This window comes from Micromonospora nigra, assembly GCF_900091585.1.
GTDB lineage: Bacteria > Actinomycetota > Actinomycetes > Mycobacteriales > Micromonosporaceae > Micromonospora > Micromonospora nigra.
The window spans coordinates 2,885,778-2,912,175 of sequence record NZ_FMHT01000003.1; the positions used below are offsets into that span (position 1 = coordinate 2,885,778).

Here is a 26,398-nt window from a genome sequence, read left to right on the forward strand (position 1 = left end):
CCGCCTTCCGTCGGTATAGTGGCTCGGTCCCCGGCTCCTGGAATGGTGTGAGCCGGCCAGATCCCAGGCGGCACCGGTCAGGCGCGAAAGTCCCTCGGCTCAGCGTCGGTGCGGGGCCCGCGTGGGAGACTGGGACGGTGGGCGACCCGGGCCCCTCACGGCGAGTGAGCGGGCACGTGTCATGCGGGAGGACATGGGTGAGGTGACGACAAGCCTCCAGCGCCCGGTAACCAACGAAGGCCGGAGCAGACTCGTGCGGCACGTCGACAGCTTCGAGATCCAGCCGCCGACACCGCCGTCCCACAACGGCGTACCCCGGTCGGCATGGGCCCGCGCCCGTCGGCGCGTCTCCCGGTGGCACCGCCCCTACACGGTGATCCTGCTGCTGCTCGACCTCGCGGCGGCGGCCTTCGCCAGCTACACCGCCATCCGCACCTTCGACCAGGCCACCGCGGGCTTCTACAACGCCCAGGAGGACCCGACGTGGTTCTTCACCGTGGCGTTCCTGCTGCTGCCGCTCGGCTGGGTGGTCATCCTCTGGTTCAACCGGGCCTACGACCGGCGCTACCTCGGACTCGGTCCCGACGAGTACAAGCGGGTGCTCCGCGCCGGCGTGGCCGTCGCCGCCACCGTCTCCTTCGTCGCCTTCGCCACCAAGACCGACCTGTCCCGTTACACGGTCGGCACGGCGCTGCTGCTGGCCCTGCTGCTGATCCTGCTGGGCCGCATCCTGGCCCGCTTCGTACTGCACACCGTCCGGCGCAACATCCAGCAGGCCGCGCACCGGATGGTGCTGGTGGGCACCCTGCCGGAGTGCCTGGAGGTGTACACGGCCGTCACCCGCAACCCGGCCGCCGGTCTGGTGCCGGTCGCCATCAGCATCACCGACGGGTACGCGGCGGCCAAGGGCGTCCAGACCCCGGTGCCCGTGTACGCGGGCCGCGACGTGCTGGCCCTGGTACGCGAGGTCGGCGGCGACACCATCGCGGTGTGCGGCTCGGCCAGCGCCGAACCCGGCGAGCTGCGCCGCCTCGCCTGGCAGTTGGAGGGCTCCGGCGTCGACCTGGTCGTCGCCCCGCAGCTCACCGACATCGCCGGCCCGCGCGTGCACATCCGCCCCATCGAGGGGCTGCCGCTGCTGCACGTGGAGGAGCCGACCCTGTCCGGGCCGGCCCTGCTCGCCAAGAACCTGCTGGACCGGGTCGCCGCCGGGCTCGGCCTGCTGATGCTGATCCCGGTCTTCCTGGTCGTCGCCGTCGCCATCCGTGTCTCCGACCCCGGGCCGGTCTTCTTCCGGCAGCCCCGGGTGGGGCACGAGGGACGCACGTTCCGGGTGTGGAAGTTCCGCACCATGTACGTCGACGCGGAGGACCGCCTCGCCAGCCTCGTCGACCGCAACGAGACCGACGGCATGCTGTTCAAGATGAAGGAGGACCCCCGGGTGTTCCCCGTGGGTCGCTTCCTGCGGGCCTCGTCCCTCGACGAGCTACCCCAGTTGATCAACGTGCTGTGGGGCGAGATGTCCCTGGTCGGGCCGCGCCCGCTGCCCGCCGACGACGGCGACTTCCTCGGCGACGTGCGCCGTCGGCTGCTGGTGCGCCCCGGCATGACCGGCCTGTGGCAGGTCTCCGGCCGCTCCGACCTGTCCTGGGACGAGGCGGTCCGGCTCGACCTGTACTACGTCGACAACTGGTCCCTGGCGTACGACCTGAGCATCCTGTGGCGCACCGTCGGGGTGGTGCTGGCCCGCAAGGGCGCGTACTGACCGCTGCGCCAGCCGGGCTGGCCCTGGCGCGGGCCGCCCGCAGCCGCCAGGATCATCGCGTGGGTGGCAACCTCTCCGCCGTGGTGGGCGTCGCGTCGCTGGTCGGCGCGTTGGTCGCCGCGCTGCTCGCGGTGGGCCGGCTGCGCGGGCGGCGCGGCATCGCCACCGCCACCCAGCGGGCCACCTACGAGGTGCTGCACACCGCCGGCCTGGCCGCCGAGCCGCTGCGCGCGGGGCTGACCCCGGCGGGCGCGGCGAAGGCCGTACGCCACCTGCGGCCCCTCGTCGGGGCGGTCGGGCTCGGCCTGACCGACGCCGACGGGCTGCTCGCCCTCGACGGGCGCGGCAGCCACCACGAGGAACAGTTGCTGCCGGCCGCCCGACGGGTGGTCGCCGCGGGCCGCTCGACGGTGCTCGGCGAACCGGAGCTGCGCTGCGACCGGGTCGACTGCCCGGTACGCGGGGCGGTGCTGGCCCCGCTGACCGGCGCCGACGGGCGGGTGCTCGGGGCGCTGGTGGCGATCTCCGACGGCGCGCCCGCGCCCGGGTTGGTGCAGGCCACCCTGGAAACCGCCCACTGGGCCGGCGACCAGCTCACCCTGGCCGAGCTGGACTCGTCGCGGGAACGTTTGGCCCGCGCGGAGATCCGCGCGTTGCGGGCCCAGATCAGCCCACACTTCATCTACAACGCGCTCACCGCCATCGGCTCGTTCGTGCGCACCGACCCCGAACGGGCCCGGGAGTTGATCCTGGAGTTCGCCGAGTTCACCCGGTACTCGTTCCGGGCGCACGGCGAGTTCACCACGCTGGCCGAGGAGCTGCGTTCGATCGACCGCTACCTGACCATCGAGCGGGCCCGGTTCGGCGACCGGCTCCAGGTGCGCCTCCAGATCGCCCCGGAGGTGCTGCCCGTGACGCTGCCGTTCCTGTGCCTGCAACCCCTCGTGGAGAACGCCGTCCGGCACGGGTTGTCCCGCAAGCCCGGCACGGGCATGGTGAGCATCGAGGCCCGCGACGCGGGCGCCGAGTGCCACATCACGGTGGAGGACGACGGGGTGGGGATGGATCCGGCCATGCTGACCGCCGGCATCGCCGAGCTGGCCGCGAGCACCGGAGACCCGGCCGACGACCCCGGCCAGCACGTCGGCCTCTCCAACGTCGACGAGCGGCTGCGGTCGGTCTTCGGCGACGGCTTCGGGCTGGTCGTGGAGACCGGTCCCGGCGCGGGAACGAAGGTGAGCCTGCGGGTGCCGAAGTTCCATCCGGGGGTACGGGCCGGATCATGACCAGTCCTGCGTTCCTCCGGGTGCTGGCCGTGGACGACGAGCCGCCGGCGCTGGACGAGTTGGCGTACCACCTGCGGGCCGACCCCCGGGTGGCCCGCCTGCACACGGCGGGCGACGCCACGGAGGCGCTGCGGGTGCTGCGCGACGGCGACGTCGACGTGGTCTTCCTGGACATCCGGATGCCCGGCCTGGACGGCATGGAACTGGCCCGGGTGCTGCGCCGGTTCGCCCGGCCCCCGGCGATCGTCTTCGTCACCGCGTACGACGACGGGGCGGCGGACGCGTTCGACCTGGGCGCCACCGACTACGTCCGCAAACCCGTGCGAGCCGAGCGGCTGGCCGAGGCGCTGCGGCGGGTCGTCGGCTCGCGGGTGGTGGCCGCCCACCCGGCGGCCCTGGCCCGCGCGGAGGAGGACCCGACGATCCCGGTGGAGCTGGCCGGGACGACCCGGATGCTGCCCCGGTCGGCGGTACGCTGGGTGGAGGCGCAGGGCGACTACGCCCGGCTGCACACCGCCGACGGCTCACACCTGGTGCGGGTCTCCCTGGCGACCCTCGCGGAGCGCTGGGCCGACGCCGGGTTCGTGCGGATCCACCGGTCGTACCTGGTGCAGTTGAAGCTGATCGCCGAGCTGCGGCTGGTCAACTCCGGGTACGTGGTGGTGATCGACACCTCGGAGCTTCCGGTGAGCCGCCGGCACACCCGCGAGCTGAAGGACAGACTGGTCCGGGCGGCGAAGCAGGAGTGGCGCTGAGACGGCCGGGTATCCACCGCCCGGCGCACGGCCGCGCCGCCCCCGGGACTGGCCGGGAGCGGCGTCAGGGTTGGCCGGGGGCGACGTCGGCCGGGGTCAGTAGCCGCCGGTGCCGAGCACCCGCATCGGCTCGGCGGCCGTCCCACCGGCCGGCACGGTGAACGCGCCCACCACGTCGGCCAGCACGTGGGTGCTGCCGCCGGCGTTGTGCACGTGGAAGGCGTCCTGCGGGCCGATCACCGCGAGCACCGCGTTGGCGACCGTCTGCTGCGCGGCCGGGTTCAGGTTGCTCACCCCCGGCCGGGCGACGCCCAGGTCGGCCGGCCAGAGCGTGATGACGGTGGCAGTGGTCGGAGCCACCGCCGTCACGTTCATCGCCAGCACCGCGGTGGCGTCGGTGACCACGGCGGGCGGGGCGACGACCCGCCGCGTCACGTTGGCCCCCAGCGCCCCGGAGGTGCCCAGCCCGGAGCGGCTGTCCACGATCCGGGTCGGGTTCGACGGGGTGAAGCGCAGCCCGCCCGGGAGCGTGCCGTCGTCGATCACCCCGACGAGGTCGACCACGATGTGGCTGGCCGTGGAGGTGTAGACGGAGAACATCGGCACGCCGTACCAGGGCCCGCAGTCGTGGCAGGTGGCGGCGCGTACGTAGGCGAGGTTCGGCACGACCGCGTCGGCGGCGTAGTTCACCGTCGACGACCCCGGCAGCGGGCCGTCGCCCGCCCAGGCGCTGAGGTAACCCGCGTTCTCGGGCGCGACGGCGGTGACGTTGAGCACCAGCGCCCGCACGCGCGGGCTGTCCGGGCCCAGGTCGACCCAGCGGTTGATGCGCTTCCTCGCCGGAATCGGGTCGCCCTCCCGGCGGGTGTCCACCAGCCGGGTGGGCTCCACCCGGCGTAGCTGCCCACCCCGGCCGAGACCCGCGCGCACCGACTCGTCGGCGGCGTAGAAGCCCACGACGTCGACGACGACGTCCGTCGCCCCCGCGTGCTGGTAGATCGCCACCCGGCCGTCCGTGGAGAGCTTCACGGTGACGTTGTTGGAACCGAGCCAGCCCGCCGCGTAGTTGATCGAGGAGGCGGTGGGTCGGGCGGCACCCGCCGGGTAGAGCGTCAGGTAGGACGCGGCCGTCGGCCCGACCACCGTCACGTTCAACACCACCGAACCCGCGCCGCTCGCCGGCACCCCGCCCCGGCCACCCACCTGGAGGGTGGCCACCTGGCCGGCGCCCAGCGGCCCGGTCTGCCCGCCGAGGCCGGAGCGGGTGTCCATCAGCCGGTCCGGCTCCACCGGGTAGTACGTCCCGACGACGGACTCGGCGGCAGTCGAGGCGGCCGGCGCGGCGGGCCCGACGACGGACGCCCCGACCAGCGCGCACACACCGACGGCAGCTACGGTCAGCAGGATTCGGGACACGCGCATGGGACCCCTCGGGGGAGAGCGGAACAGCAGGCCGCCGACAGCGTATGAGCGCCCGCCCGGGCCGGCAAGCGGTTGAGCAGCCATTTCGTCCTCGTGTCCCTCCTAATCGGACACCTGGTGCGTCATTCGGCCGTCCGCTTCTCCACAGGCCGACCGACCCGCCCCCGCCCCGCCGCACTCCCCACCCGCAACCCCCAGCGTTGATCATGAAGTGGTGACTGACAAACCCGGCATCCCGTCCGGACAACTTCATGATCAACGCGAAGGACGCGACCGGCGGACGGAGAGGGAGGGAACACGAGGGGCGTCCCGGCCTGGCCGGGACGCCCCTTCGCGGACAGGTGGAGCTAGCCCTGTCGAGGCGCGGCGGCACCCGTCCGGCCGGCCGCGTACCCGGTGGGCCCGGCGGCGGTGGCCCCGGCCGAGGCGGTGCTGGCGGTGCCCGGGTACAGGTAGAAGGTACCCACGACATCCGCCAGGACGTTCGCGGTGCCCGAGAGGTTGTGCACCTGGAACGCGTCCTCCGGGCCGATCTCGGTCAACACGGCGTTGGCCACCGTCTGCCCGCCGGCCGGGTTGAGGTTGCTGGTTGCCGGCTTGCCCAGGGAGGTGTCGGCCGGCCAGACGGTCAGCACGGTGGCGGTGCTCGGCGCGACACCCGTGACGTTCATCGCCAGTGCCCGGGTGCGGTTGTCGACCAGCGTGGACGGGGCAACCACCCGACGGGTGACGTTCGGACCGAGCGCGCTCGGCGTACCCTGGCCGATCCGGCTGTCGAGGATGCGGGTCGGCTCCAGCGGCGTGAACCGCAGCCCGTCCTCGATCGTCCCGTCACCGATGACGCCCACCAGGTCGACCACCACATGGGACTTCTGCGAGGAGTAGACCCCGAACGACGGCACGACGCCCCCGTCGACGCAGGTGTAGCAACGGCTTGCCTCGACGATGGTCAGGTTCGGCACGACCTTGCCCGCCGCATAGTTGACGGTGGAGGTGTTCGGCACGTCACCCGTACCGTTCCAGGCGGTCAGGAAGCCACTCTTCGACGGGTTGACGGCGGTCACGTTCAGCACGAAGCCACGGACGCTGTCGTTCAGCTCCTGGGTAGCGTAGTTCTGCCAGATGCGGAGGTAGTAGCCGCCCGGCAGGGCACCCTGGCCCGCCGACCGGGTATCGAAGAGCCGCTTGGGGGGAATCGGGTGGAAGTGGCCGCCCATCCCCCGGCTGGCGAGCGTGTTGTCGCTGGCGTAGAAGCCCACGACGTCAACCACCACGTCGGTCGATCCGGTGTGGTTGTAGACCGAGACCTTGCCGCCGGCACCGATCTGGACCGTGACGTTGTTCGAGCCCAACCACGACTTCGGGAAGTTCACCGATGAGGCGTTGGGCCGGCCACGGCCGGCGGGCCACACGGTGAGGAAGCTCCCCGACGTCGGGTTCACCACGGTCACGTTGAGCACGACCGCGCCGACCCCGCTGCTCGGCACACCGCCCCGGCCGGTGACCTGGAGGTCGACCTTCTTGCCGCCGTTGAGCTTCGCCTTCGGCGCCCCCAGTCCGCTACGCGTGTCCATGAGTCGCTTCGGCGTCAGCGAGTAGTAGGTTCCCCGAACGCCGTCGACACCGGCGGCGAGAAGGCCCGCGACGGTCTTGCCGAAGGTACTGCTGTCGGGCAGTTCGAGGGCGGCGTGCCGGCCACCGGCCCGGGACGGCCGCGCCAGCACGGTCACCGTGCAGGCGACGCCCGGTGCCAGCGTACGTCCCGAGCAGTTGTCATCCGTCACCGTGAAGTCAGCGGCGTCCCGACCGGCGATGCCAGCGGTACCGAAGGTGACCGGCACGCTGCCGGCGGAGGTGACGGTGACGGTGCGTGCCTGGCTACCCGAATCGACCTCACGCTGGTCGAACCGCACGGGAGAGGGATCCGTCACCGCAGCGGTGTACTCCACGTCCGAGTTCCAGCGGACCTCGCCGTGCACCCCGGCCGGGTTGGTCTCGCAGTGGAACTCGTAGGCCGCCGCGAACACGGCGAGCTTCCCGGTCGTGGGGTCGTCCTCCGTCTGCTTGACCGTCAAGGATCCGAAGGCCTCGTTGCAGCCGACGCCGCCACCGGAGACGTCGAGGCCGGCGTGGGTGGAGTCCCAACTACGGCGGGTCTCGTAGGTCTGCCCCACGACGAACCGTTGTCCCTGTGGCGGGCTCGCAGTGAGGGTGACGTAGATCCCGTCGCTGGTCAGGGCCTGGACGAACACTCCGGCGTCACCGTAGCCGTACGCGTACATCCGGGCGTTGCTGCTGTCGTACACGCCGGACTTCGTGACCGGCGAGCCGCCGGTTGCTCCGATGTCGACGGTGAGGACCGTGTACGGCGCGGTGGGAGCGGCGAGGGCCACTCCCGGCACACCGGCGGACACCACTGCCCCGGCAATTCCGATGCCGAGCAGGGTTCGGACTTTGCGCATGAACACCCCGTGCAGAAAGGAAAGAAGAGTGGGGGAAGGCCGGCTCAGCGTAGAGGTCGTGATCATCACCGACAACCCCGTTAGGACAAACCCGAAGAACGGGCATCGCGCCCTTTCGACCTGTGCAGACGGGAGCGTCCGGGGCCCTGACGGCGGGCGGCGGCAGTACACGGGAGCGCCCCGGCCGGGATAGCCGGGGCGCTCCGTGTCACAGGTGGTGCTGCCGGAGACGTCAGCTCCGGTTGCTGGCCGCCTTGGGCGCGGGCCGGTCGCCGGCAGCCTTGCGCGCGGCTGCGGCCCCACCCTCGGGCAGTTCCAGGTAGTAGAACGAGCCGACCACGTCGACGAGCAGGTGGGTGCTGCCCGACAGGTTGTGGACGTTGAAGGCGTAGTTCTGACCGAGCGGAGGCAGCACCGCGTTGGCCACCGTCTGCCTGGCCTCCGGGTTGAGGTTGCTGGTCAACGGCATCGGGGCCTCGTCGTAGTACGGCCACGCCCGCACCACGGTGCTGTTGGTGGGGGACACCGCCGTGACGTTCGTCGCCAGCGCCGCCGTCTGCGGGTCGAGCATCTCCGCCGGCGGGACGATCGTCCGGGTCACGTTCGCCCCGAGCGCGCTGGGGGTGCCCAGGCCGCTGCGGCTGTCCACGATCCGGGTCGGGCTCAGCGGCTTGAACCGCAGGCCGTACTCCGAGGTGCCGTCGTCGACGACCCCGACCATGTCGACGAGGACGTGCGCCGCCGCCGAGGTGTAGATGCTGAACTTGGGCGACCCCGGCGTGCACCAGCCGCCCTCCTCGCCGCCCGTGCAGGGGGTGGTGGTGACGTACGCCAGGTTCGGCACGACCTTGCCGGCGGCGTAGTTCACCGTCGACGCGTTCGGCCGGCTGCCCTTACCCGACCAGGCCGTGAGGAAACCACCCTTGGTCGGGGCGACGGCGGTGATGTTCAGGACGAACGCCTTGACGTGCTCGTTGTAACCCGGCTCGTTGAACTCGAGGGCGTACTCCAGGGTGGTGCCCGCCGGGGGCTTACCCAACCCGTCCTCCCGCGTGTCCCAGTAGCGCTCCGGCCAGTACGGCTCGTACTGGCCACCGTTGCGGTTGGTGAGGCTGTTGTCGCCGGCGTAGAAGCCGACGACGTCGACCACCACGTCGGTCGAGCCGGCGTGGTTGTAGATCGACACCTTGCCGTCGGCACCGAGCTTCACGGTGACGTTGTTGGAGCCCAGCCAGCCCTTGGCGAAGTTCACCGAGGAGGCGGTCGGGCGGGCCTCGCCCGTCGGCCAGGCGGTCACGAAACTGGCCGCCGTCGGGCCGGTGACGGTCACGTTCAGCACCACCGCGCCGGCCCCGGCGGCGGGGACGCCGCCCCGGCCGGCGACCTGGAGGTCACGCTTGCCGCCCGCGCCGATCCGCCCGGCGGGTACGCCGGTGCCGTTGCGGGTGTCCATCAGCCGGGCCGGAGCCAGCGGGTAGAACGCGCCCGTGACGTCGTCCATCACGGCCGACGCGGCCTGCGGTGCGGCGGGAGCAGCGGCGACCGCGCCGGGCGCCACGGCGATTGCACATGCTCCGGCGAGCGTCGCGCCGAGCAGAGTGCGGATTTTGCGCATAGAAACCCCGTGTGTGAGAGGAATGGGATGCCGCGTCAGAGTAGGGGGCACCCCTGACACCTTCAACACCGATGAATGCGGTGTTTGCATGATCAATCGGTACCAGCGGGGCGCACAGCGGGAGAAGTTCATCCGTTCGTCCACAGGACCGAAGCGTCGTCCACAGGTTATCCACAGCCTTGACATTCCCGCTGGGCGGGTGAGACTGCCGGGGTGGCCGCTGCGGACGATCCCCTACCGGCACCCCGCCGACCGCAGCCGGGGCAGGCGGAGCCCGCCGACGCCCGCCGACCGTCGCCGACGCAGCCGGCGCGCACCAGGGTCGTACTGGCCGACATGTCCCGCCGCGACGACCGGGCCGAACGCACCCGCACCGAACTGGCCCAGCAGACCCGGATCGGGGAGGCACTGGTCCGCGGCCTCGTACGGGCCCAGTTGGCGCTGGCCCTGCGGCTGTCCGTGGTGGTGCTGGTCGGTCTCGGCGGGCTGCCCTGGCTGTTCGCCATCGCGCCGTCGGTCGGCCGGATCACCGTGTTCGGGGTGAACCTGCCCTGGCTGCTGCTCGGCGTGGTCTCCTTCCCGTTCCTGGTCGCCGTGGGCTGGGCGTACGTGCGGCTGGCCGAACGCAACGAGCAGGACTTCACCGACCTCGTCCACCGGCCGGAGAGCTGATGGGCGACAACGGCCTCGTCGTACCGGCGATCGTCGCGGTCACCCTGGTCACCGTCGGGATCGGCTTCTACGGGCTCCGGCTGGCCCGCACCACGTCCGACTTCCTGGTGGCGTCGCGGGCGGTCAGCCCCACCTGGAACGCCGCCGCGATCGGCGGGGAGTACCTGTCGGCGGCGAGCTTCCTGGGGGTCGCCGGCCTGATCCTCAAGTACGGCGTGGACGTGCTGTGGTATCCCGTCGGCTTCGCCGCCGGCTACCTGGCCCTGCTGCTGTTCGTGGCCGCCCCGCTGCGCCGCTCCGGCGCGTTCACCCTGCCCGACTTCTGCGAGCTGCGGCTCGGTTCCCGGCGGCTGCGCACCCTCGCCACCGTCTTCGTCATCTTCATCGGCTGGCTCTACCTGGTGCCGCAGTTGCAGGGGGCGGGCCTGACGCTGGCCACGGTGACCGGGTCGGCGTACCCGGTGGGTGCCCTGCTGGTGGCCGTGGTGGTCACGGCCAACGTGGCGCTCGGCGGGATGCGGGCGGTCACCTTCGTCCAGGCGTTCCAGTACTGGTTGAAGCTGACCGCGCTCGCCGTACCCGCGATCTTCCTGGCGTTGCAGTGGCAGGCCGACGCCCGACCGGCGGTGACCCCGCCCGACGGCCCGACCTTCCGGACCGCGACCACCGTCGTCGTCGAGCATCCCGCGACCCTCACCCTGCCCGACGGCGCCACCCGGGAGGTACGCCCCGGCGACGAGCTGACGTTCGCCGCCGGTGACCCGGTGCCCGAGGTCTCGGGGGTGGCGACCGGGCCGACCGACTGGCTGCTGCCCAGCACCGCCGGGGACGACGACCGGGGACTGTTCGGCACGTACTCGCTGATCCTGGCGACCTTCCTCGGCACCATGGGCCTGCCGCACGTGCTGGTGCGGTTCTACACCAACCCCGACGGTGCCGCCGCCCGCCGGACCACGCTGGTGGTGCTGGCCCTGGTCGGCGCGTTCTACCTGCTGCCCACCGTCTACGGCGTGCTCGGCCGGATCTACACGCCGCACCTGCTGGTCAGCGGGCAGACCGACGCGGTGGTGGTGCTGCTGCCCGGGGCCGCGCTGGGCGACGGCACGACCGGGCGGATGCTCGCCGCGCTGGTGGCGGCCGGTGCGTTCGCCGCGTTCCTGTCCACCTCGTCGGGGCTGCTCACCAGCGTCGCGGGGGTGATCTCCACGGATGCGCTGGGGCGCGGTTCGGTACGCGGTTTCCGGTTGGCCACCGTGATCGCCGGTGCGGTGCCCACCGTGCTCGCGCTCAACGTCTCCGGGTTGGACGTGTCCCAGGTGGTCGGGTTGGCCTTCGCGGTCGCCGCGTCCAGCTTCTGCCCCCTGCTGGTGCTGGGCATCTGGTGGCGGGGCCTGACCGACCTGGGGGCCGCCGCCGGGATCCTGGTCGGCGGTGGCGCGGCGGTGGTGGCCGTGCTGGTCACCGTGCTCGGCCCGCCGTTGACCGGCTGGCCGGCGACACTCACCACGCAACCCGCCGCCTGGACGGTGCCGCTGGCCTTCACCGTGATGGTCGTGGTGTCGCTGGTCTCCCGCCGTCGGGCGCCGGCCGACGTCGGGGCGACGATGCTGCGGCTGCACGCACCGGAGGCGCTGCGGTTGTGACCTGTCCGACATCCGCCTCGGGGATGAGGCGGGGATCGTCCCCCGGCCGGATAAGTGCCTGGTGCCGGCCGGATACGGTCGGACGCATGACTGGTGAGCACCCGGCCTTGGCGCTGCGCGGCCTGGCCAAGCGGTTCGACGGCAAGATCGCGGTGGCCGGGGTCGACCTGGACGTCCCGGCCGGCTCCTTCTACGGTCTGCTCGGCCCGAACGGCGCCGGCAAGACCACCACCCTGTCGATGGCCGTCGGGCTGCTCCGACCCGACCACGGTCAGACCTGGGTGCTGGGGCAGGACGTCTGGGGCGACCCGGTCGAGGCCAAACGGCTGCTCGGCGTCATGCCCGACGGCGTACGGCTCTTCGACCGGCTCACCGGCGCGGAGCTGCTGGCATATCACGGTCTGCTGCGCGGCATGGATCCCGCGGTGGTCGACCAGCGGGCGGCGGAGCTGCTCGACGTGCTGGCCCTCGGCGACGCCGGGCGCACCCTCGTGGTCGACTACTCGGCGGGCATGAAGAAGAAGATCGGTCTGGCCTGCGCGCTGCTGCACGGTCCCCGCCTGCTGGTGCTGGACGAGCCGTTCGAGGCCGTCGACCCGGTGTCGGCCGCGCTGATCCGCGACATCCTCCAGCGGTACGTGACCGGCGGGGGCACCGTGGTCTTCTCCAGCCACGTCATGGAGGTCGTGGAGCGGCTCTGCTCGCACGTGGCGATCCTCGCCGCCGGGACGATCAAGCGGGTCGGCACCCTCGACGAGGTGCGCGGTGACCGGTCCCTGGAGGAGGTCTTCGTCGAGGTGGTCGGCGGCCGTACGGCGACGGGTGAGGAGTTGGCGTGGCTGTCCCAGTGACCGTTCCCGCCGTCCCGGCGGCCCCGGCGCGGCCGGTCACCGCGCGACACTTCGTGCGGCTGAAGCTGCGTGTGATGGGCAACAACCTGCGCGGTCGGGGCTGGCGGGTCGCGCTGTTCGTGGTCGGCGTGCTCACCGGCCTGTGGCTCGCCGCAGCCGGCTTCTTCCTGCTCGCCAGTCCCGGCCTGGCCGGTGGCGACCGGTACGCGCTGACGGCCGCCGCGTTCGGCGGTGGCGTGGCGGTGCTCGGCTGGCTGCTGCTGCCGCTGGTCTTCTTCGGGGTCGACGAGACGCTGGATCCGGCCCGCTTCGCGCTGCTGCCGCTGCCGCGCCGGACGCTGGTCACCGGGCTTTTCGCGGCGGCGCTGGTGAGCGTCCCCGCCATCTCGGTGCTGCTGGCGCTGTCCGGCCTGGTGGTCACCGCCGCGCTGGTCGGCGGCGTGGCGGCGGCGTTGGTCACCGCCGTCGGCGTGGTCGCGGGGATGCTGCTGTGTGTTGCGGCGGCCCGTGCCGTGACCAGCGCGTTCGCCACCATGCTGCGGTCCCGCCGGGTGCGTGACCTGGCCGCCGTGCTGCTCGCCGTGGCCGCCGCCCTGCTCGGCCCCCTGCAGATCGCCGGCCTGGCGGCGATCCAGGACGCCGACTTGGACCGCCTCGCCGGGGTGGCCGAGGTGATCGGCTGGACGCCGTTCGGGGCCCCCTGGACGGCTGGCATCGACGTGGCCGAGGGTCGGGTGTGGGCCGCACCGGTGAAGCTGCTGATCACCGCGGCGACCATCGCGGCCCTGCTGGCCTGGTGGTCGCGCTCACTGGAGTCGGCGATGGTCGGCGCGGCGGGCGGCGGCGCGGCCCCGGCGAGACGGGGCACGGCCGGAGGGCCGGTCGCGCAACTGTTCCCGAGGGCGCTGGGCTGGGCGGCACGGGACCGGTTCGGCGCGTTGGTCGCCCGGGAGGCCCGCTACTGGTGGCGGGACGCGCGACGGCGGGCCAACCTGATCACCGTCGCGGTGGTGGGCCTGTTCGTGCCGGTGATGGTCAACATGGGCGGTTTCGCCGTCGACAGCGAACAGGGCTTCTCCATGGCGGCCGACTCGTCGCCGGTCGTGGTCAGCGTGTCGATGGTGTTCGTCGGGCTGCTCGCCGCGGTCACCCTGGCCAACCAGTTCGGCTTCGACGGCAGCGCGTACGCCGCGCACGTGGTCGCCGGCGTGTCCGGGCGGATGGAGCTGCGCGCCCGGATGGTCGCCTTCTCGCTGTACGTACTGCCGATGCTCGGCGGCATCACGGTGGTGCTCGCGGTGGTGCTGGGTGAGCCCGGCTGGATCGGCGTCATGGCCGGCACCCTGGTCGCCACGTACGGCGCGGGGCTGGCCGTCAACTCGTTCCTGTCGGTGCTGGGCGCGTACTCGCTGCCGGAGACGAGCAACCCGTTCGCGATGAACAGCGGCGCCGGGGTGGCGAAGAGCTTCCTCACCCTGCTGTCCATGCTCGCCACGGGTGTGGCGGCGCTGCCGATGGTGGTGGCCGCCGCCCTGCTCGGCGACGTGTGGCTCTGGCTGGCGCTGCCCGTCGGCGTGGGCTTCGGGGTCGGGTCCGCCCTGCTCGGTGCGTACCTGGCCGGCGACGTCCTGGATCGGCGGATGCCGGAGCTGCTGTCCACCGTCACCCCGCGCCGCTGACCTCGGTCGACAGGCCGTGAGCGCCCTCGGCCCGGCCGCCGACGCATCCACGCTAATCAGTGGATCGCGACGGGAACGGTCCGGGGCGTGGGTGCGTCATATCGGGCATGACTACTCTTTCGGTTGTTCGTTGGGCGGCGCTCCTACCACTGGTCCTGCTGGCGACTGCGTGCGCCCAGCAGGAGGACGGGGGTGGCGACGCCGGCCCGGTCACGCCCACCTACCCCGATGACGCCGTGGTGCTGCGCATCGACCAGACCGGCGGCTTCGTGACCCCGGCCGTCGCGCTCACCCGCCTGCCCACCGTCACCGTTTACGGCGACGGCAGGATGATCACCGAGGGCCCCACGGTGCTGGTCTATCCGGGCCCCGCCCTGCCCAACATCCAGGTGACGAACCTCGACGCCGACCAGGTGAAACAGGTGATCGAACGGGCCCGCGCCGCGGGCGTGGGCAGTGCCGGAGACCTGGGCAGCCCCCAGGTGGCGGACGTTCCCGAGACCCGGTTCACCCTGCGCGGTGCGGTGGGTGTCGAGAAGACCACGGTCGAGGGCCTCGACGCGCCCGGTACCGGACTGACCGCGGAGCAGCAGGCGGCCCGGGAGAAGCTGCGCGACTTCGCCGCGTGGGTGCCGGAACTGGCGGCGGAGGCGGAGACGCAGCCCTACCGTCCCACCGCCGTGGCGGCCCTGGCCGAGCCCTGGGTCGCCAACGACGAGGCCGGCCCGCAGGCCGAGGTGGCCTGGCCGGGCCCGGACCTGCCCGGTACGCCCGTCGGCACGACCGGTCTGGGCTGCGTGACGGTCACCGGTGACCAGGTGCCGCGCCTCCTCGACGTCGCCGCCAAGGCCACCGCGGCGACCCCGTGGACGTCAGGGGGGAAGCGGTGGACGGTCACCCTCCGACCGCTGCTGCCCGACGAGACCGACTGCGACGACCTCACCTCCGCGGGCTGACACCTCGACCAACCCGTGCCCGGTGAGGCCACGCGACCAGCGGGCCGGCGGTCCACCGACGCTTCGCCGGCCGGGCACGGGTTGGTGACGGCACAATGTTTCACGTGAATCATCAGCCGGGTGCCGAGATCCACCACACCGACCCGTTCGCCGTGCCGGTCGACCGCCGAACCCCCGTACGCCGGCTCCGGGGGCGGCTGGCCGCGCCCGTCACCCTGTGGACGGCTCCCGGCCCGGCGGGTCTGACCGTGTCGTCGACGCTGGTCGCCGAGGGGGAGCCGAACCGGCTGCTCGGCCTGGTCGACGCCGAGTCGGACCTGTGGGCGGCGGCCGAGGAGGCCGGCCGGTTCGCGGTGGCCCCGCTCGGGCCGCCGCACCGGCAGCTCGCCGACCGGTTCGCCGGCCTGTTCCCGTCGCCCGGCGGCCTGTTCGCGACCGGCGAGTGGACCCCGACGGCGTACGGGCCGGTGCCGGCCGATGCCGGCGGCTGGGCCGGCTGCCGGCTCGACACCGCCCGCGAGTACGGCTGGGCGCTGCTGGTCGAGGCGACGATCGAGACCGTCGAGCTGGCGGAGGAGACCGACCCGCTGCTGCACTACCGGGGCCGGTACCGCGAGCTGACCTGACCGCTCGGGCAGCACGACGATCTACGGTTGACCGCCCAGGCCGGCGGATCGCGGCAGGTGGGGCTGTCCCACGGCGAAGACACCGCCGATTGCGGCATGTTGCGGAAGCTCTGCGCCCGCCCGCCCGCCCGACGGACCGACCGGCCGACGGACCGCCCGACGGACCGCCCGACGACCGGTCACCGGAGTGAGCTGGGTCACTCGGCGCAGCCACCGCACCGTTCGGCGCAGCCGTCGACCGGCGACGACCTCGACCTTCCCGGACCGGGAACGCGCTTCCTACCGTGCGCGAAACTCCCGAGTCCCGTGAAGGTGGTGATCCACGATGTCCACGGACACACCCGCGTCCGCGCCCGCCGAGTCAGTGGCCGACCGGTACCTCGCCGTACAACGGTCGGACGAGTTCGCCGGGCTGCGGCGCGCACTGCGCGGCTTCGTCTTCCCGATGACCGTCGCGTTCTTCCTGTGGTACGCGCTCTACGTGATCCTGTCCGCGTACGCGCGTGGCTTCATGAGCACGCGGCTGTTCGGCAGCAACGTCAACATCGCGCTCGTCTTCGGCCTGCTCCAGTTCGTCTCCACCTTCCTGATCGCCTGGCTCTACTCCCGGTACGCCGACCGCAGGATCGACCCGGTCGCCGACCGCATCCGCGACGAGATGGGGGAGGTGACCCATGACCACGGTCCTCGCGGCTGAGGCGGGCAGTTCCACCGCCCGCAACCTGACCATCGTCCTGTTCCTGGCCTTCGTGGCCGTGACCCTGGCGATCACGATCTGGGCGAGCAGGCAGACCAAGACGGCCACCGACTTCTATGCCGGCGGCCGGTCCTTCTCCGGCTTCCAGAACGGCATGGCGATCGGTGGCGACTACATGTCGGCCGCCTCCTTCCTGGGCATCGCCGGCATCATCGCGCTCTACGGCTACGACGGCTTCCTCTACTCGATCGGCTTCCTGGTCGCCTGGCTGGTGGCCCTGCTGCTGGTGGCGGAGCTGCTGCGCAACTCCGGTCGGTACACGATGGCCGACGTCCTGGCCTTCCGGATGCGGCAGCGGCCGGTCCGGACGGCGGCGGCGGTCTCCACCATCACCGTGTCGATCTTCTATCTGCTGGCCCAGATGGTCGGTGCGGGCGCGCTGGTGGCGCTGCTGCTCGGTATCCGACCGGGCACCACGTTCCTCGGCATGGACGCCGCCACCGCCAAGATCGCCACGATCGTCATGGTCGGCGCCCTGATGATCATCTACGTCACGGTCGGCGGCATGAAGGGCACCACCTACGTGCAGATCGTCAAGGCGTTCCTGCTCATGGGCGGTGCGTTGATCATGACGGTGCTGGTGCTGGCGAAGTACAAGTTCAACCTGTCCTCGCTGCTCGGCGACGCCGCCGCCACCTCCGGGCAGGGCAGCGCCTTCCTGGAACCCGGGCTGCGGTACGGGGTCGAGGTGGCCGGCAACGCGACCCAGACCTTCTACAACAAGATCGACCTGCTCTCCCTCGGCATCGCCCTGGTGCTGGGCACCGCCGGCCTGCCGCACATCCTGATCCGCTTCTACACCGTCCCGACGGCGAAGGCGGCCCGCAAGAGCGTCCTCTGGGCCATCGGCATCATCGGCACCTTCTACCTGCTCACCCTGGCTCTCGGCTTCGGCGCGGCAGCCCTGGTCGGCGGCGACGCCATCCGCGAGCAGGACCGGGCCGGCAACACGGCCGCCCCGCAACTCGCCGAAGCGCTGGGGGTGGACTTCCTCGGCGGCGACCTGGGCGGGGCCACCCTGCTCGCCATCATCGCGGCGGTCGCGTTCGCCACCATCCTCGCGGTCGTCGCCGGTCTCACGCTGGCCTCGTCGTCCAGCCTCGCGCACGACTTCTACGCCAACGTGGTCAGGAACGGCCAGACCTCGGAACGGCAGGAGGTCAGAGTCGCCCGGATCTCGGCGCTGGTGATCGGTGCGGTCTCCATCGCGCTGTCGATCTTCGCGCAGAACCTGAACGTGGCCTTCCTCGTGGCGCTGGCCTTCGCGGTGGCCGCCTCGGGCAACCTGCCGGCGATCCTCTACAGCCTGTTCTGGAGGCGGTTCAACACCTCCGGCGCGGTCTGGGCCATCTACGGCGGCCTGCTGGCGGCCGTGGTGCTGGTGTTCTTCTCGCCGGTGGTCTCCGGCGCGCCGACCGCGATGTTCCCCGACCAGGACTGGCAGTGGTTCCCGCTGTCCAACCCGGGCATCCTGTCGATCCCGTTCGGTTTCCTGTGCGGCTGGATCGGCACCGTCCTGTCGAAGGAGAGCGACGAGGACAAGTACGCGGAGCTGGAGGTGCGCGCCCTGACCGGGGCGGGCGCCCACTGACCTCCGCCGGCCCGGCGGTCCCCGGCGTGCCGGGCCGACGTGAGCTGCGCCGGCCCGGCGGTCCCCGTCGTGCCGGGCCGGGCGTGGGCCTCTCCCGCCAGGGAGGGGCCCACGCCGCCACCCGGGCCGGGTCCGCAGGCCACGGGTGCCGCGTCTCTCGCCCGCCGACCCGGTCGACGCCGGGTGGCGGGGCACGCTGAGTAGGCTGACCGCCATGAAGGTCGCAGAGCGCTACGGTCCCGGTCACCGCATCCTCGTCACCGGGGGCGCCGGCTTCGTCCCGTCGCACCTGGTGGACGCCCTGATCGCCCGTGGTTGCGCCGTCGTCGCGCTGGACAACTTCGTCACCGGGTCGAAGGAGAACGTCGCGCACCTGCTGGACACGCCGACCTTCACCCTGGTCGAGGCCGACATCTCCGACGGGCTCCCGGCGCATCCGGCGCTCTCCGAGCGGTTCGACGCGATCCTGCACATGGCCTCACCCGCGAGCCCGACCGACTTCGAGAAGCTGCCCGTGGAGATCCTGCGGGTCGGCTCGGTCGCCACCCTGGCCCTGCTGGAGCGGGCCACCGCCGACGGTGCCCGGTTCCTGATGGCCTCCACCTCGGAGGCGTACGGCGACCCGAAGGAACACCCGCAGCGGGAGACGTACTGGGGCAACGTCAACCCGATCGGCATCCGCAGCGTGTACGACGAGGCCAAGCGCTTCTCCGAGGCGGCCACGATGGCGTACCGGCGGAGCCGGGGGCTGGACACCGCCATCGTCCGGATCTTCAACACGTACGGCCCGCGGATGCGGCCCGACGACGGCCGGGCCATTCCGACCTTCATCTCGCAGGCGCTGCGCGGCGCGCCGATCACGGTGCACGGCAGCGGCAACCAGACCCGGTCGATCTGCTACGTGGCGGATCTGGTGCGCGGCATCCTGCTGCTGCTCGACTCGGGTGAGGCAGGCCCGGTGAACTGCGGCACCGAGCACGAGATGAGCATGCGGCAACTGGCCGAGACGATCGTGTCACTCTGCGACAGCAGCTCCGAGGTGACCTACGTCACCCGGAGCGCCGACGATCCGGAGATGCGCCGCCCCGATCTCACTCTCGCCCGGGAACTGCTCGGATACGAGCCCACCGTGACGCCGGACGAGGGCCTGCGACGCACGATCGAGTACTTCCGCGAGCGGCTAGGGTAACCGGTCCGCCACGACGCGGGATTCCGCCTGGGGGCGGCACTGGCCGAGGCTACGTACCCTGAGTTACATGTCAGCGACCATGCCGGCGGGCCTACCGCACCCGTACCTCCACCGCGGCACCGGGCGCGCGTCGGTGCCCGGCTCCGGCCGGGACGTCGGCCGGGCGCGGCCGGGGACCCGCTGGTACCCCTCGCCCGAGGACGGATCCCCCGTCGGCCCCGGCAGCCCCGGCGGCCCGCGGGGTCCACGTGGGCCCCGGCATCCGGGCGGGCGGCTGCCGGGGCGCGGCCCGCGCCCGCGCTGGGGGCGCATCGCCCTGGTCGCCGGGGTGGTGGTGCTTGTCCTCGCGCTGCTGGGCGGCGTGGGCGCGTGGTTCTACACCCGCAGCCTGAACGACAACCTGGCCCGCACCGACCCGTTCTCGGAGATCACCGGCGGACGGCCCGCCAAGGCGGTCGACGGTGCCTTGAACATCCTGCTGGTGGGCACCGACTCCCGTGACCCGGACGCCCCGGTCGACGAGTCCAGCCAGTGGCGGGCGGACACGATCATCGTGATGCACATCCCCGCCAACCACCAGGAGGCCTACCTGGTCTCCATCCCCCGTGACCTGTACGTGCCGATCCCGCAGGGCGCCAACGCGGAGTGCGGCACCGGCCAGCGCGGCAAGATCAACTCCGCCTTCGCCTTCGGTGGCCTGCCGCTGGCGGTGCGGACCGTGGAGTGCTTCACCGACGTGCGACTCAACCACGTCATGGCGATCGACTTCGGCGGCTTCAAGGAGGTCACGGACGCCCTGGGCGGGGTGGACCTGAAGGTGGAGCGGACGATCAAGTCGATCCACAAGCCGTACCGGACCTTCACCAAGGGCACCATGCACATGAACGGCGCCCAGGCGCTGGACTGGATCCGGCAGCGCAAGCAGTTCCCGGACGGCGACTTCGCCCGCATGCGGCACCAGCAGGAGTTCCTGCGGGCGCTGATGGACAAGGCGGCCAGCACGCAGACGCTGACCAGCCCGACGAAGCTCAACGCGTTCCTGCAGTCGGTCACCGACGCGGTCACGGTCGACGAGCAGTTCTCGCTGACCGACATGGCGGTGCAGTTCCGCAACCTGCGCGGTGAGAACCTGACCTTCGTGACCAGCCCGCACCTGGGCAGCGAGACGATCAACGGCGAGTCCGTGGTGGTCTCCGACCGGGAGAAGGCGCTGACCATGTACCGGGCGATGTCCTCCGACACCATGGCGGAGTGGGTCGCGGCCAACGTGAAGAAGCCGGGCACGACCGAATGACCGTCCGATTCGCGGGTGACGCTCCCGCCCCACCACCGTTCGGACACATTGATGTGTACGTTCGGCTGTTTCGGCCGGATGACGCGCCCTTGAATGGCGAATAGCCGTCCGGCAAACTCGCCAGGGCGGGAAAGCGTACGTAAAGTGTTCCCGCCCCCTATGTCGCGAGCTGGAGCACGCATGCCGGTTCAGAGCCCCCCCTTGCTGGAACCGCCTCGCGCGTCCGCCCGAGCGTCCACCACCGTCCCCGCCCAGCGGGGCCGGCCCGGCGCCCCCGGGCCGAAGAAGCGCAAGCGCCGCAAGGACCCGCTCTGGGCCCGGCTCACCGTGGTCGTCGGTGCGGTGCTGATGATGACCAGCGGCGTCGCCATCGTCGGCAGCAAGGCCCTGATCAGCCAGGCGACCAGCAACATCTCGCAGCGCAACCTGCTCGGCGGTGCCGGCAAGACGAACGCCGAGGGCGGTGCCGACCTCAAGGGGCCGATCGACATGCTGCTGCTGGGCGTGGACGCCCGGCAGCGCTGGGCCGCCGACGACGTCCGCGCGGACAGCATCATCATGCTGCACATCCCGGCGAGCCACGACCAGGCGTACCTGATCTCGATCCCGCGGGACACCGAGGCGCAGATCCCGGCCTTCGCGAAGAGCGGCTACCCCGGCGGCGTCGACAAGATCAACGCAGCCTTCCAGGCCGGCGCCCGCAACGGTGGCGGCTGGGAGGGCGGCGCGCAGCTGATGGCCCAGACGATCAAGAGCATGACCGGCGTCAGCTTCGACGGGGCGGCGATCATCAACTTCGGCGGCTTCAAGAAGGTCATCGACGCCCTCGGCTCGGTTCGCATCTGCCCCAAGCAGGAGGTCAGGTCGATCCACATGTCGTACGTCGACGGCAAGCCCATGTGGAACGCGGACGCGAAGAAGACCGGCAAGCCGATGACTCCGGTGGTGCACAAGAAGGGCTGCCAGGAGATGGAGGGCTGGGCGGCCCTGGACTTCTCGCGGCAGCGCTACGGCCTCGACAACAGCGACTACGACCGCCAGCAGAACCAGCAGCAGCTGATCAAGGCGATGGCCCGCAAGGCGACCCAGGACGGAGTCCTGACCAACCCGATCAAGCTCAAGAACCTGATCGAGGCGGCCGGCTCGACCTTCACGCTCGACACCGGCGGCGTCCCGGTGGAGGATTTCATCTTCACCATGCGCGGCGTCACCGCCAACGACCTGACCATGCTGAAGACCAACGGCGGCACGTTCAACGGCAACGCCAGCGGCCGGGAGGCGCTGAGCCAGGAGACGCTGGACATGTTCCACGCCGTCAAGAAGGACAAGCTGGCAGAGTACGTCTTCTACCACCCCGAGGTGATCTCGAACCGGAAGTGACGGCCTCCGGCGAACCGCCGCTCCGGGCACCCCACCCGCCGTAGCCTGACGTGAGAAGTATTCACATTGGCTACCGCGGGGAGGCACCACGTCCAGGTCCCGGCAGGACGGGCGCAAGCCGACCGGGGCTGCCGGCCGGCCGGCCGGCAGCCGGCGCTTCCGCTGGCCCCGGCTACTGCTCGGTCTCGGCCTGGCGCTGGTGCTGCTCGCGGGCCTCGCCGTGGTCGGGCTGAAGACCCTCACCCACCGGTACGACCGGGTCGTCGCCCGCGAGCAACTGCTCGACCCCACCGCCCGCCGGGACCGCACCGACCTCGACGGCCCCCTCAACTACCTGCTCGTCGGCTCGGACCGCCGCCCGGGCGGCAGCGCACCCGACCAGCGCACCGACACCATCCTGATCGTGCACGTACCGGCCGGGCTGCGCGAGGCGTATCTCGTCTCCGTGCCCCGGGACCTGCTCGTCGACATCCCGCCCGGCCCCGGATACGCCGGTGGGCGGGACAAGGTCAACGCCGCCTACGAGTACGGCGGAGGCGGGCGCTCCGGCAGCCGCCTGCTCTCCGCCACCCTGGCCCGGCTCACCGGCATCCGGTTCGACGGTGCCGCGCTGGTCGACTTCGCCGGCTTCCGCAGCGTGGTCGACGTGCTCGGCGGCGTCACCATGTGCGTACGCACCGAGGTGCGCTCGATCCACACCGACCGGGTCTTCCACCGGGGCTGCCAGCGGATGGACGGCGCACAGGCACTGGACTTCGCCCGCCAGCGCTACGACCTGCCCGGTGGCGACTACGACCGGCAGACCCACCAGCAGCAACTCCTGCGCGCCATGCTGGACCGCGCCGGCGAGACGCGGCTGCGTACCAACCCGGTCAAACTCGACCGGGTCATCCGCGCGGTCGGCGAATCCCTGACCGTGGACACCAACGGCGTACCCCTGGACGACCTCCTGCTCGCCCTGCGTGACCTGCCCGCGGACGCCCTGCGCGGGGTCCAGGTGCCCTCCCACCCGCAGACCATCGACCAGGTGTCCTACGTCGTGCTCGACGACGGCGGGGCGGGCCTCTTCGAGGCCATCCGCGGTGCCGGCGTGTCCGACTGGGCCCGGACCAACCCCCACCGGGTGACCACGCTCTGAGCGTGGACCCGCCGACGGTGCGGCACCACGCCGCACGCCCGGCGCGGCGGGATCTACCCTGGGACCGTGTTCGGACCCGAGGTGCCCACCGTGACCGTGCCAGAGATCAACGACGACACCTACCTGCTCGACGTCCGGGAGGACGACGAGTGGGCCGCCGGGCACGCCCCCGGCGCGCACCACCTGCCGATGATGGAACTGCCGGCCCGCATCGCGGAGGTACCCGCCGACCGGGACGTGGCCGTCATCTGCCGCTCCGGCGGACGATCCGCCCAGGTCGTCGCCTACCTGGTGCGCAACGGCTGGGACCAGGTGCGCAACGTCGAGGGCGGGATGGGCGAGTGGGCCACCACCGGCCGTCCCGTGGTCGGTTCCGACGGGCAGCCGGGCCGGGTGCTGTAGGAGCGACACGCCATGGGCGCACCCCTCGTCATCGCCCACCGTGGCGCCTCCCACGACCTGCCGGAACACACCCTGGCCGCCTACCTGCGGGCTCTCGACGAGGGCGCCGACGGGCTGGAGTGCGACGTCCGGCTGACGCGGGACGGGCACCTGGTGTGCGTCCACGACCGCCGGCTGGACCGCACCAGCAACGGCAGCGGGCCGGTCAGCGCGCGAACCCTCGCCGAACTGGAACAGTTGGACTTCGGCTCGTGGCACCCCGGCTGCGTGCCCGCCGACGGCGACGAGGTGCTCGACGAGTCGCACACCCGGCTGCTCACCCTGGAGCGGCTGCTGACCGCCGTCCTGGCCGCCGGCCGGCCCGTCCGCCTGCTGATCGAGACCAAGCACCCCTCGCGCTACGGCGGCGACGTCGAACGCCGCCTGGTCACGCTGCTACGACGGTACGGGCTCGCCGACCCGGGCCCCGACGAGCGCGTACGGGTCACCGTGATGTCGTTCTCCCCGCTGGCCGTGCGGCGCATCCGCACCCTCGCCCCGGCCCTGCCCACCGTGCTGCTGCTGGAGGTGCTGCCCCGCTGGCTGCGGCTGGGCCGGCTGCCGTTCGGCACCGCGATCGCCGGGCCGGGGATCGGCCTGGTGCGCGCCCGCCCGCAACTGGTCCCCGCGCTGCGGGCCGCCGGCAACCAGGTGTACGTGTGGACCGTCAACGAACCGGCCGACCTGGAGCTGGTGCTGACGGCCGGGGCGGACGGAATCATCACCGACCGCCCCGCGCAGACCCTGACCCGGCTGGGCCGATGAGCACCGCACGCCAGGGCCCGGCCGGGTCGGACCGTCCCGCCGGGCCGTGCCCTTCCGCCGGGCCGGACCCTCCCGCCGGGCCGGACCGTCCCGCTGGCCGGACCGGGTCGCCGGTAGCTGGATGTGACGGTGCACACTCTCAGGCATGCCGGAGCGCACCAACTACGCCGCTCTCATCGCCGGCCACACGGCGGTCATCGAAATGATCAATTCCGGGGACGCGGGCCTGCACGTCCTGACCCAACTGCTGCGGGTCGCCCAGCCGGCGCTCGGCGCGGCCGGCATGGCTTTCGTCGAGTTCGCCCCCAGCGGCGGCCGGGTGATCGCCGCGACCGGCGCCGTCGAGTGGACCCTCGGCCGGCCGCTGCCGGCCAGCGACCCCGCCACGATCTGCCTGCTCACCGGGCCACGCGTGCAACAGGTGGGGGTCGATCACCTCACCGGCCAGCTCGCCGGTGAGCTGGCCGAGCGCGGACTGCTGCGGATGGTGGTCGCCCGCGCCGAGATCGGCGGGCTCACCGTCGGCAGCCTGCACGCCCTCTACCCGCCGGGCGACGACGAGCCGAGCGCCGAGCAGCGGGGGGTGATCGGATACCTCGGCTCCTGCATCGCCCACATGTACGGCGACCAGAGCGGCCTGCCGGTGCACGGCGACGGCCCGGTCGTGGCCGCGCTCGCCGACGGCCTGGCGGTGGTCGACCGGGACGGCCAGGTGCGACTGTGGAACCCCGCCGCCGCCCAGGTCACCGGCCGCTGCCCGGCCGAGGCGCTGAACCGGCCGCTGCCGTTCCCCCTGCCACCGCCCGAGCAGGTTCTCGACCATCGGCTGCCGGACGGGCGCTGGCTGCGCATCACCTCGGGTGACCTGCCCGGTCCCGGCACCCTGCGGGTGGTCACCTTCCGGGACATCACCGACCAGCAGCGCCGGGACCACGACCGGGACCTCTTCGTCGCCGTGACCAGCCACGAACTGCGCACCCCGGTGACCGTCATCAAGGGGTACGCGGACACCCTCACCGACCACTGGGAGTCGCTGACCGAGGCCGACCGCCGGCAGGCGGCCCGGGTCATCGGCCAGCGCTCGAACGAACTCGCCCGGCTCGTCGACCGGCTGCTCTCCTCCGCCGCCGAGTCGTGGCCCGGGGACGGTCCACCCGCCCCCTTCGACCTCTGCCGGACGCTGCGGGCGGCCGTCGCCGACCTGCCGGCGGAGTTGCGCCACCGGCTCGTCCTCGACCTGCCGGACGACCTGCCGAAGGCGCTGGGCCACCGGTCCAGCCTGGCCACCGTGCTGACCGAACTGGCCACCAACGCCGGGAAGTACTCCCCCGCCGGCTCGGCGATCGCGATCGGTGCCGCCGCCGACCGGCAGACCGTCTGCTTCCGCGTCAGTGACCGGGGCATCGGGGTACGCCCCGAGCACGTCGAGCGGGCGTTCGACCGGTTCTGGCAGGGCGAGTCCGGGGACCGGCGGGGATACCCCGGTACGGGTCTCGGTCTCTATCTCGTCCGCCGGATCGTTGAGCAACAGGATGGCTGGGTATCCCTCCGACCCAGAACCGGTGGCGGTACCGTCGCAGAGGTGCGGCTGCCCCGCGCGTGAGCGCACCGTTCGTGGGGGACGGCGCGGCGGGCACGGGGGCGGAGAAGAGGCAGCGTGTCGACGGGAGCGGTCGAAAGGTCGTGGTGCGTGGTGGTGCCCCACCACGCCAGCGGGGCGCGGCTGGCCCGGCACCGGCTCGCCGACGAACTGGCCGAGGTCGTGCCGGCGGCCCTGCTGGCCGACCTCGTCGCCGTCCTGGCGGAACTGGTCGGCAACGCGGTCCGGCACGCCGACCCGCTGCCCGGCGGAGTGGTCCGCGTCGCCTGGCGGCTACGGACGACGTCGGAGGGGCGGCAGGTCCTGCTACGGGTGACCGACGGTGGTGCGGCCGACGGACCACGGATGCGTACGGCCGACCCGGACGCCGTGGACGGCCGGGGGTTGCACATCGTCTCCGGGCTGGCCAGCCGGTGGGGTGTCGACCGCGACGGTCTGGGCCAGAGCGTCTGGGCGGAGTTCGACCCGGCACCCGAACGTTCGGGGCTGGTCGCCGCCGGCTGACCGGGAA

The 26,398-nt window shown here is 72.2% G+C and carries 21 protein-coding genes and 1 pseudogene; 19 read left to right on the top strand and 3 right to left on the bottom strand.

Annotated features, from left to right (window positions below; genetic code table 11):
- Positions 1-193 precede the first annotated feature (193 nt).
- Genes GA0070616_RS12160 through GA0070616_RS12170 form a run of 3 tightly spaced genes read left to right on the top strand, consistent with a single transcriptional unit; the run spans position 194 to position 3,806 of the window.
- Positions 194-1,765, top strand: a complete 1,572-nt coding sequence (locus tag GA0070616_RS12160; RefSeq protein WP_091081056.1) for a sugar transferase — start codon at positions 194-196, stop codon at positions 1,763-1,765.
- A gap of 59 nt (positions 1,766-1,824) precedes the next feature.
- Positions 1,825-3,051: a sensor histidine kinase gene (locus GA0070616_RS12165; protein WP_091081059.1), complete on the top strand. Its 1,227-nt coding sequence runs from the start codon at positions 1,825-1,827 to the stop codon at positions 3,049-3,051.
- Positions 3,048-3,806 carry a LytR/AlgR family response regulator transcription factor gene (locus tag GA0070616_RS12170; protein ID WP_091081062.1) on the top strand — a complete coding sequence of 253 codons (759 nt, stop codon included), beginning with the start codon at positions 3,048-3,050 and terminating at the stop codon, positions 3,804-3,806. The genes GA0070616_RS12165 and GA0070616_RS12170 overlap by 4 nt, the downstream gene beginning before the upstream one ends.
- A gap of 96 nt (positions 3,807-3,902) precedes the next feature.
- Here the strand turns inward: GA0070616_RS12170 and GA0070616_RS12175 are convergent, their stop codons facing one another.
- The 3 genes from GA0070616_RS12175 to GA0070616_RS12185 all read right to left on the bottom strand — a co-directional run bounded on the left by GA0070616_RS12175 (position 3,903) and on the right by GA0070616_RS12185 (position 9,305).
- Complete coding sequence (locus tag GA0070616_RS12175) at positions 3,903-5,228, bottom strand: hypothetical protein (protein WP_091081066.1); 1,326 nt, start codon at positions 5,226-5,228, stop codon at positions 3,903-3,905.
- A gap of 347 nt (positions 5,229-5,575) precedes the next feature.
- On the bottom strand, positions 5,576-7,690 hold the full coding sequence (locus GA0070616_RS12180) for a choice-of-anchor D domain-containing protein (RefSeq protein ID WP_175440059.1): 2,115 nt from the start codon (positions 7,688-7,690) through the stop codon (positions 5,576-5,578).
- 232 nt (positions 7,691-7,922) lie between these two features.
- Positions 7,923-9,305, bottom strand: coding sequence for a hypothetical protein (locus GA0070616_RS12185; RefSeq protein WP_139128887.1), 1,383 nt, complete (start codon positions 9,303-9,305; stop codon positions 7,923-7,925).
- Between the two features lie 336 nt (positions 9,306-9,641).
- Between GA0070616_RS12185 and GA0070616_RS12190 the strand changes: the two genes are divergently transcribed.
- From GA0070616_RS12190 to GA0070616_RS12265, 16 genes and pseudogenes are all read left to right on the top strand, one after another.
- The gene (locus tag GA0070616_RS12190; protein WP_091090584.1) at positions 9,642-9,977 is read left to right on the top strand and encodes a DUF485 domain-containing protein; all 336 of its coding nucleotides are present in this window, start codon (positions 9,642-9,644) and stop codon (positions 9,975-9,977) included.
- The gene (locus GA0070616_RS12195) at positions 9,977-11,620 is read left to right on the top strand and encodes a sodium/solute symporter (RefSeq protein WP_091081079.1); all 1,644 of its coding nucleotides are present in this window, start codon (positions 9,977-9,979) and stop codon (positions 11,618-11,620) included. Before GA0070616_RS12190 ends, GA0070616_RS12195 begins: the two co-directional genes overlap by 1 nt.
- 86 nt (positions 11,621-11,706) lie before the next feature.
- Entirely contained in the window at positions 11,707-12,471 is a 765-nt protein-coding gene (locus GA0070616_RS12200) for an ABC transporter ATP-binding protein (RefSeq protein ID WP_091081082.1), read from the top strand.
- Positions 12,456-14,150: an ABC transporter permease gene (locus GA0070616_RS12205; protein WP_175440060.1), complete on the top strand. Its 1,695-nt coding sequence runs from the start codon at positions 12,456-12,458 to the stop codon at positions 14,148-14,150. The genes GA0070616_RS12200 and GA0070616_RS12205 overlap by 16 nt, the downstream gene beginning before the upstream one ends.
- 107 nt (positions 14,151-14,257) lie before the next feature.
- The gene (locus GA0070616_RS12210) at positions 14,258-15,106 is read left to right on the top strand and encodes a hypothetical protein (protein ID WP_091081091.1); all 849 of its coding nucleotides are present in this window, start codon (positions 14,258-14,260) and stop codon (positions 15,104-15,106) included.
- 59 nt (positions 15,107-15,165) lie between these two features.
- Positions 15,166-15,732, top strand: a pseudogene (locus GA0070616_RS12215) (flavin reductase family protein); the annotation flags it as partial.
- A gap of 325 nt (positions 15,733-16,057) precedes the next feature.
- Positions 16,058-16,429, top strand: a complete 372-nt coding sequence (locus tag GA0070616_RS12220; protein WP_091081098.1) for a DUF485 domain-containing protein — start codon at positions 16,058-16,060, stop codon at positions 16,427-16,429.
- Positions 16,407-18,080 (top strand): solute symporter family protein, encoded by a 1,674-nt coding sequence (locus GA0070616_RS12225; RefSeq protein WP_091081102.1) that lies wholly within the window; start codon positions 16,407-16,409, stop codon positions 18,078-18,080. The genes GA0070616_RS12220 and GA0070616_RS12225 overlap by 23 nt, the downstream gene beginning before the upstream one ends.
- 214 nt (positions 18,081-18,294) lie before the next feature.
- On the top strand, positions 18,295-19,269 hold the full coding sequence (locus GA0070616_RS12230) for an NAD-dependent epimerase/dehydratase family protein (RefSeq protein WP_091081105.1): 975 nt from the start codon (positions 18,295-18,297) through the stop codon (positions 19,267-19,269).
- Between the two features lie 67 nt (positions 19,270-19,336).
- A complete protein-coding gene (locus GA0070616_RS12235; protein WP_091081109.1) occupies positions 19,337-20,563 on the top strand; it encodes an LCP family protein in 1,227 nt (408 codons plus the stop codon).
- 201 nt (positions 20,564-20,764) lie between these two features.
- Entirely contained in the window at positions 20,765-21,943 is a 1,179-nt protein-coding gene (locus tag GA0070616_RS12240; protein ID WP_245712743.1) for an LCP family protein, read from the top strand.
- Positions 21,944-22,142: 199 nt separating this feature from the next.
- On the top strand, positions 22,143-23,081 hold the full coding sequence (locus GA0070616_RS12245) for an LCP family protein (protein ID WP_091081116.1): 939 nt from the start codon (positions 22,143-22,145) through the stop codon (positions 23,079-23,081).
- A gap of 66 nt (positions 23,082-23,147) precedes the next feature.
- Complete coding sequence (locus GA0070616_RS12250) at positions 23,148-23,483, top strand: rhodanese-like domain-containing protein (RefSeq protein ID WP_091081119.1); 336 nt, start codon at positions 23,148-23,150, stop codon at positions 23,481-23,483.
- Between the two features lie 12 nt (positions 23,484-23,495).
- Positions 23,496-24,287, top strand: a complete 792-nt coding sequence (locus GA0070616_RS12255; RefSeq protein WP_091081122.1) for a glycerophosphodiester phosphodiesterase — start codon at positions 23,496-23,498, stop codon at positions 24,285-24,287.
- 145 nt (positions 24,288-24,432) lie between these two features.
- Entirely contained in the window at positions 24,433-25,890 is a 1,458-nt protein-coding gene (locus GA0070616_RS12260; protein ID WP_091081125.1) for an ATP-binding protein, read from the top strand.
- An 87-nt stretch (positions 25,891-25,977) separates the two neighbouring features.
- Positions 25,978-26,391 carry an ATP-binding protein gene (locus GA0070616_RS12265; RefSeq protein WP_175440061.1) on the top strand — a complete coding sequence of 138 codons (414 nt, stop codon included), beginning with the start codon at positions 25,978-25,980 and terminating at the stop codon, positions 26,389-26,391.
- Positions 26,392-26,398 lie beyond the last annotated feature (7 nt).

Coding starts and splice junctions, on each gene's coding strand:
- GA0070616_RS12175 (WP_091081066.1), bottom strand. CDS start 5,228: ATGCGCGTGTCCCGAATCCTGCTGACCGTAGCTGCCGTCGGTGTGTGC.
- GA0070616_RS12225 (WP_091081102.1), top strand. CDS start 16,407: ATGACCACGGTCCTCGCGGCTGAGGCGGGCAGTTCCACCGCCCGCAAC.
- GA0070616_RS12260 (WP_091081125.1), top strand. CDS start 24,433: ATGCCGGAGCGCACCAACTACGCCGCTCTCATCGCCGGCCACACGGCG.
- GA0070616_RS12235 (WP_091081109.1), top strand. CDS start 19,337: ATGTCAGCGACCATGCCGGCGGGCCTACCGCACCCGTACCTCCACCGC.
- GA0070616_RS12190 (WP_091090584.1), top strand. CDS start 9,642: ATGTCCCGCCGCGACGACCGGGCCGAACGCACCCGCACCGAACTGGCC.
- GA0070616_RS12195 (WP_091081079.1), top strand. CDS start 9,977: ATGGGCGACAACGGCCTCGTCGTACCGGCGATCGTCGCGGTCACCCTG.
- GA0070616_RS12230 (WP_091081105.1), top strand. CDS start 18,295: ATGAAGGTCGCAGAGCGCTACGGTCCCGGTCACCGCATCCTCGTCACC.
- GA0070616_RS12220 (WP_091081098.1), top strand. CDS start 16,058: ATGTCCACGGACACACCCGCGTCCGCGCCCGCCGAGTCAGTGGCCGAC.
- GA0070616_RS12185 (WP_139128887.1), bottom strand. CDS start 9,305: ATGCGCAAAATCCGCACTCTGCTCGGCGCGACGCTCGCCGGAGCATGT.
- GA0070616_RS12160 (WP_091081056.1), top strand. CDS start 194: ATGGGTGAGGTGACGACAAGCCTCCAGCGCCCGGTAACCAACGAAGGC.
- GA0070616_RS12180 (WP_175440059.1), bottom strand. CDS start 7,690: ATGCGCAAAGTCCGAACCCTGCTCGGCATCGGAATTGCCGGGGCAGTG.
- GA0070616_RS12210 (WP_091081091.1), top strand. CDS start 14,258: ATGACTACTCTTTCGGTTGTTCGTTGGGCGGCGCTCCTACCACTGGTC.
- GA0070616_RS12200 (WP_091081082.1), top strand. CDS start 11,707: ATGACTGGTGAGCACCCGGCCTTGGCGCTGCGCGGCCTGGCCAAGCGG.
- GA0070616_RS12170 (WP_091081062.1), top strand. CDS start 3,048: ATGACCAGTCCTGCGTTCCTCCGGGTGCTGGCCGTGGACGACGAGCCG.
- GA0070616_RS12255 (WP_091081122.1), top strand. CDS start 23,496: ATGGGCGCACCCCTCGTCATCGCCCACCGTGGCGCCTCCCACGACCTG.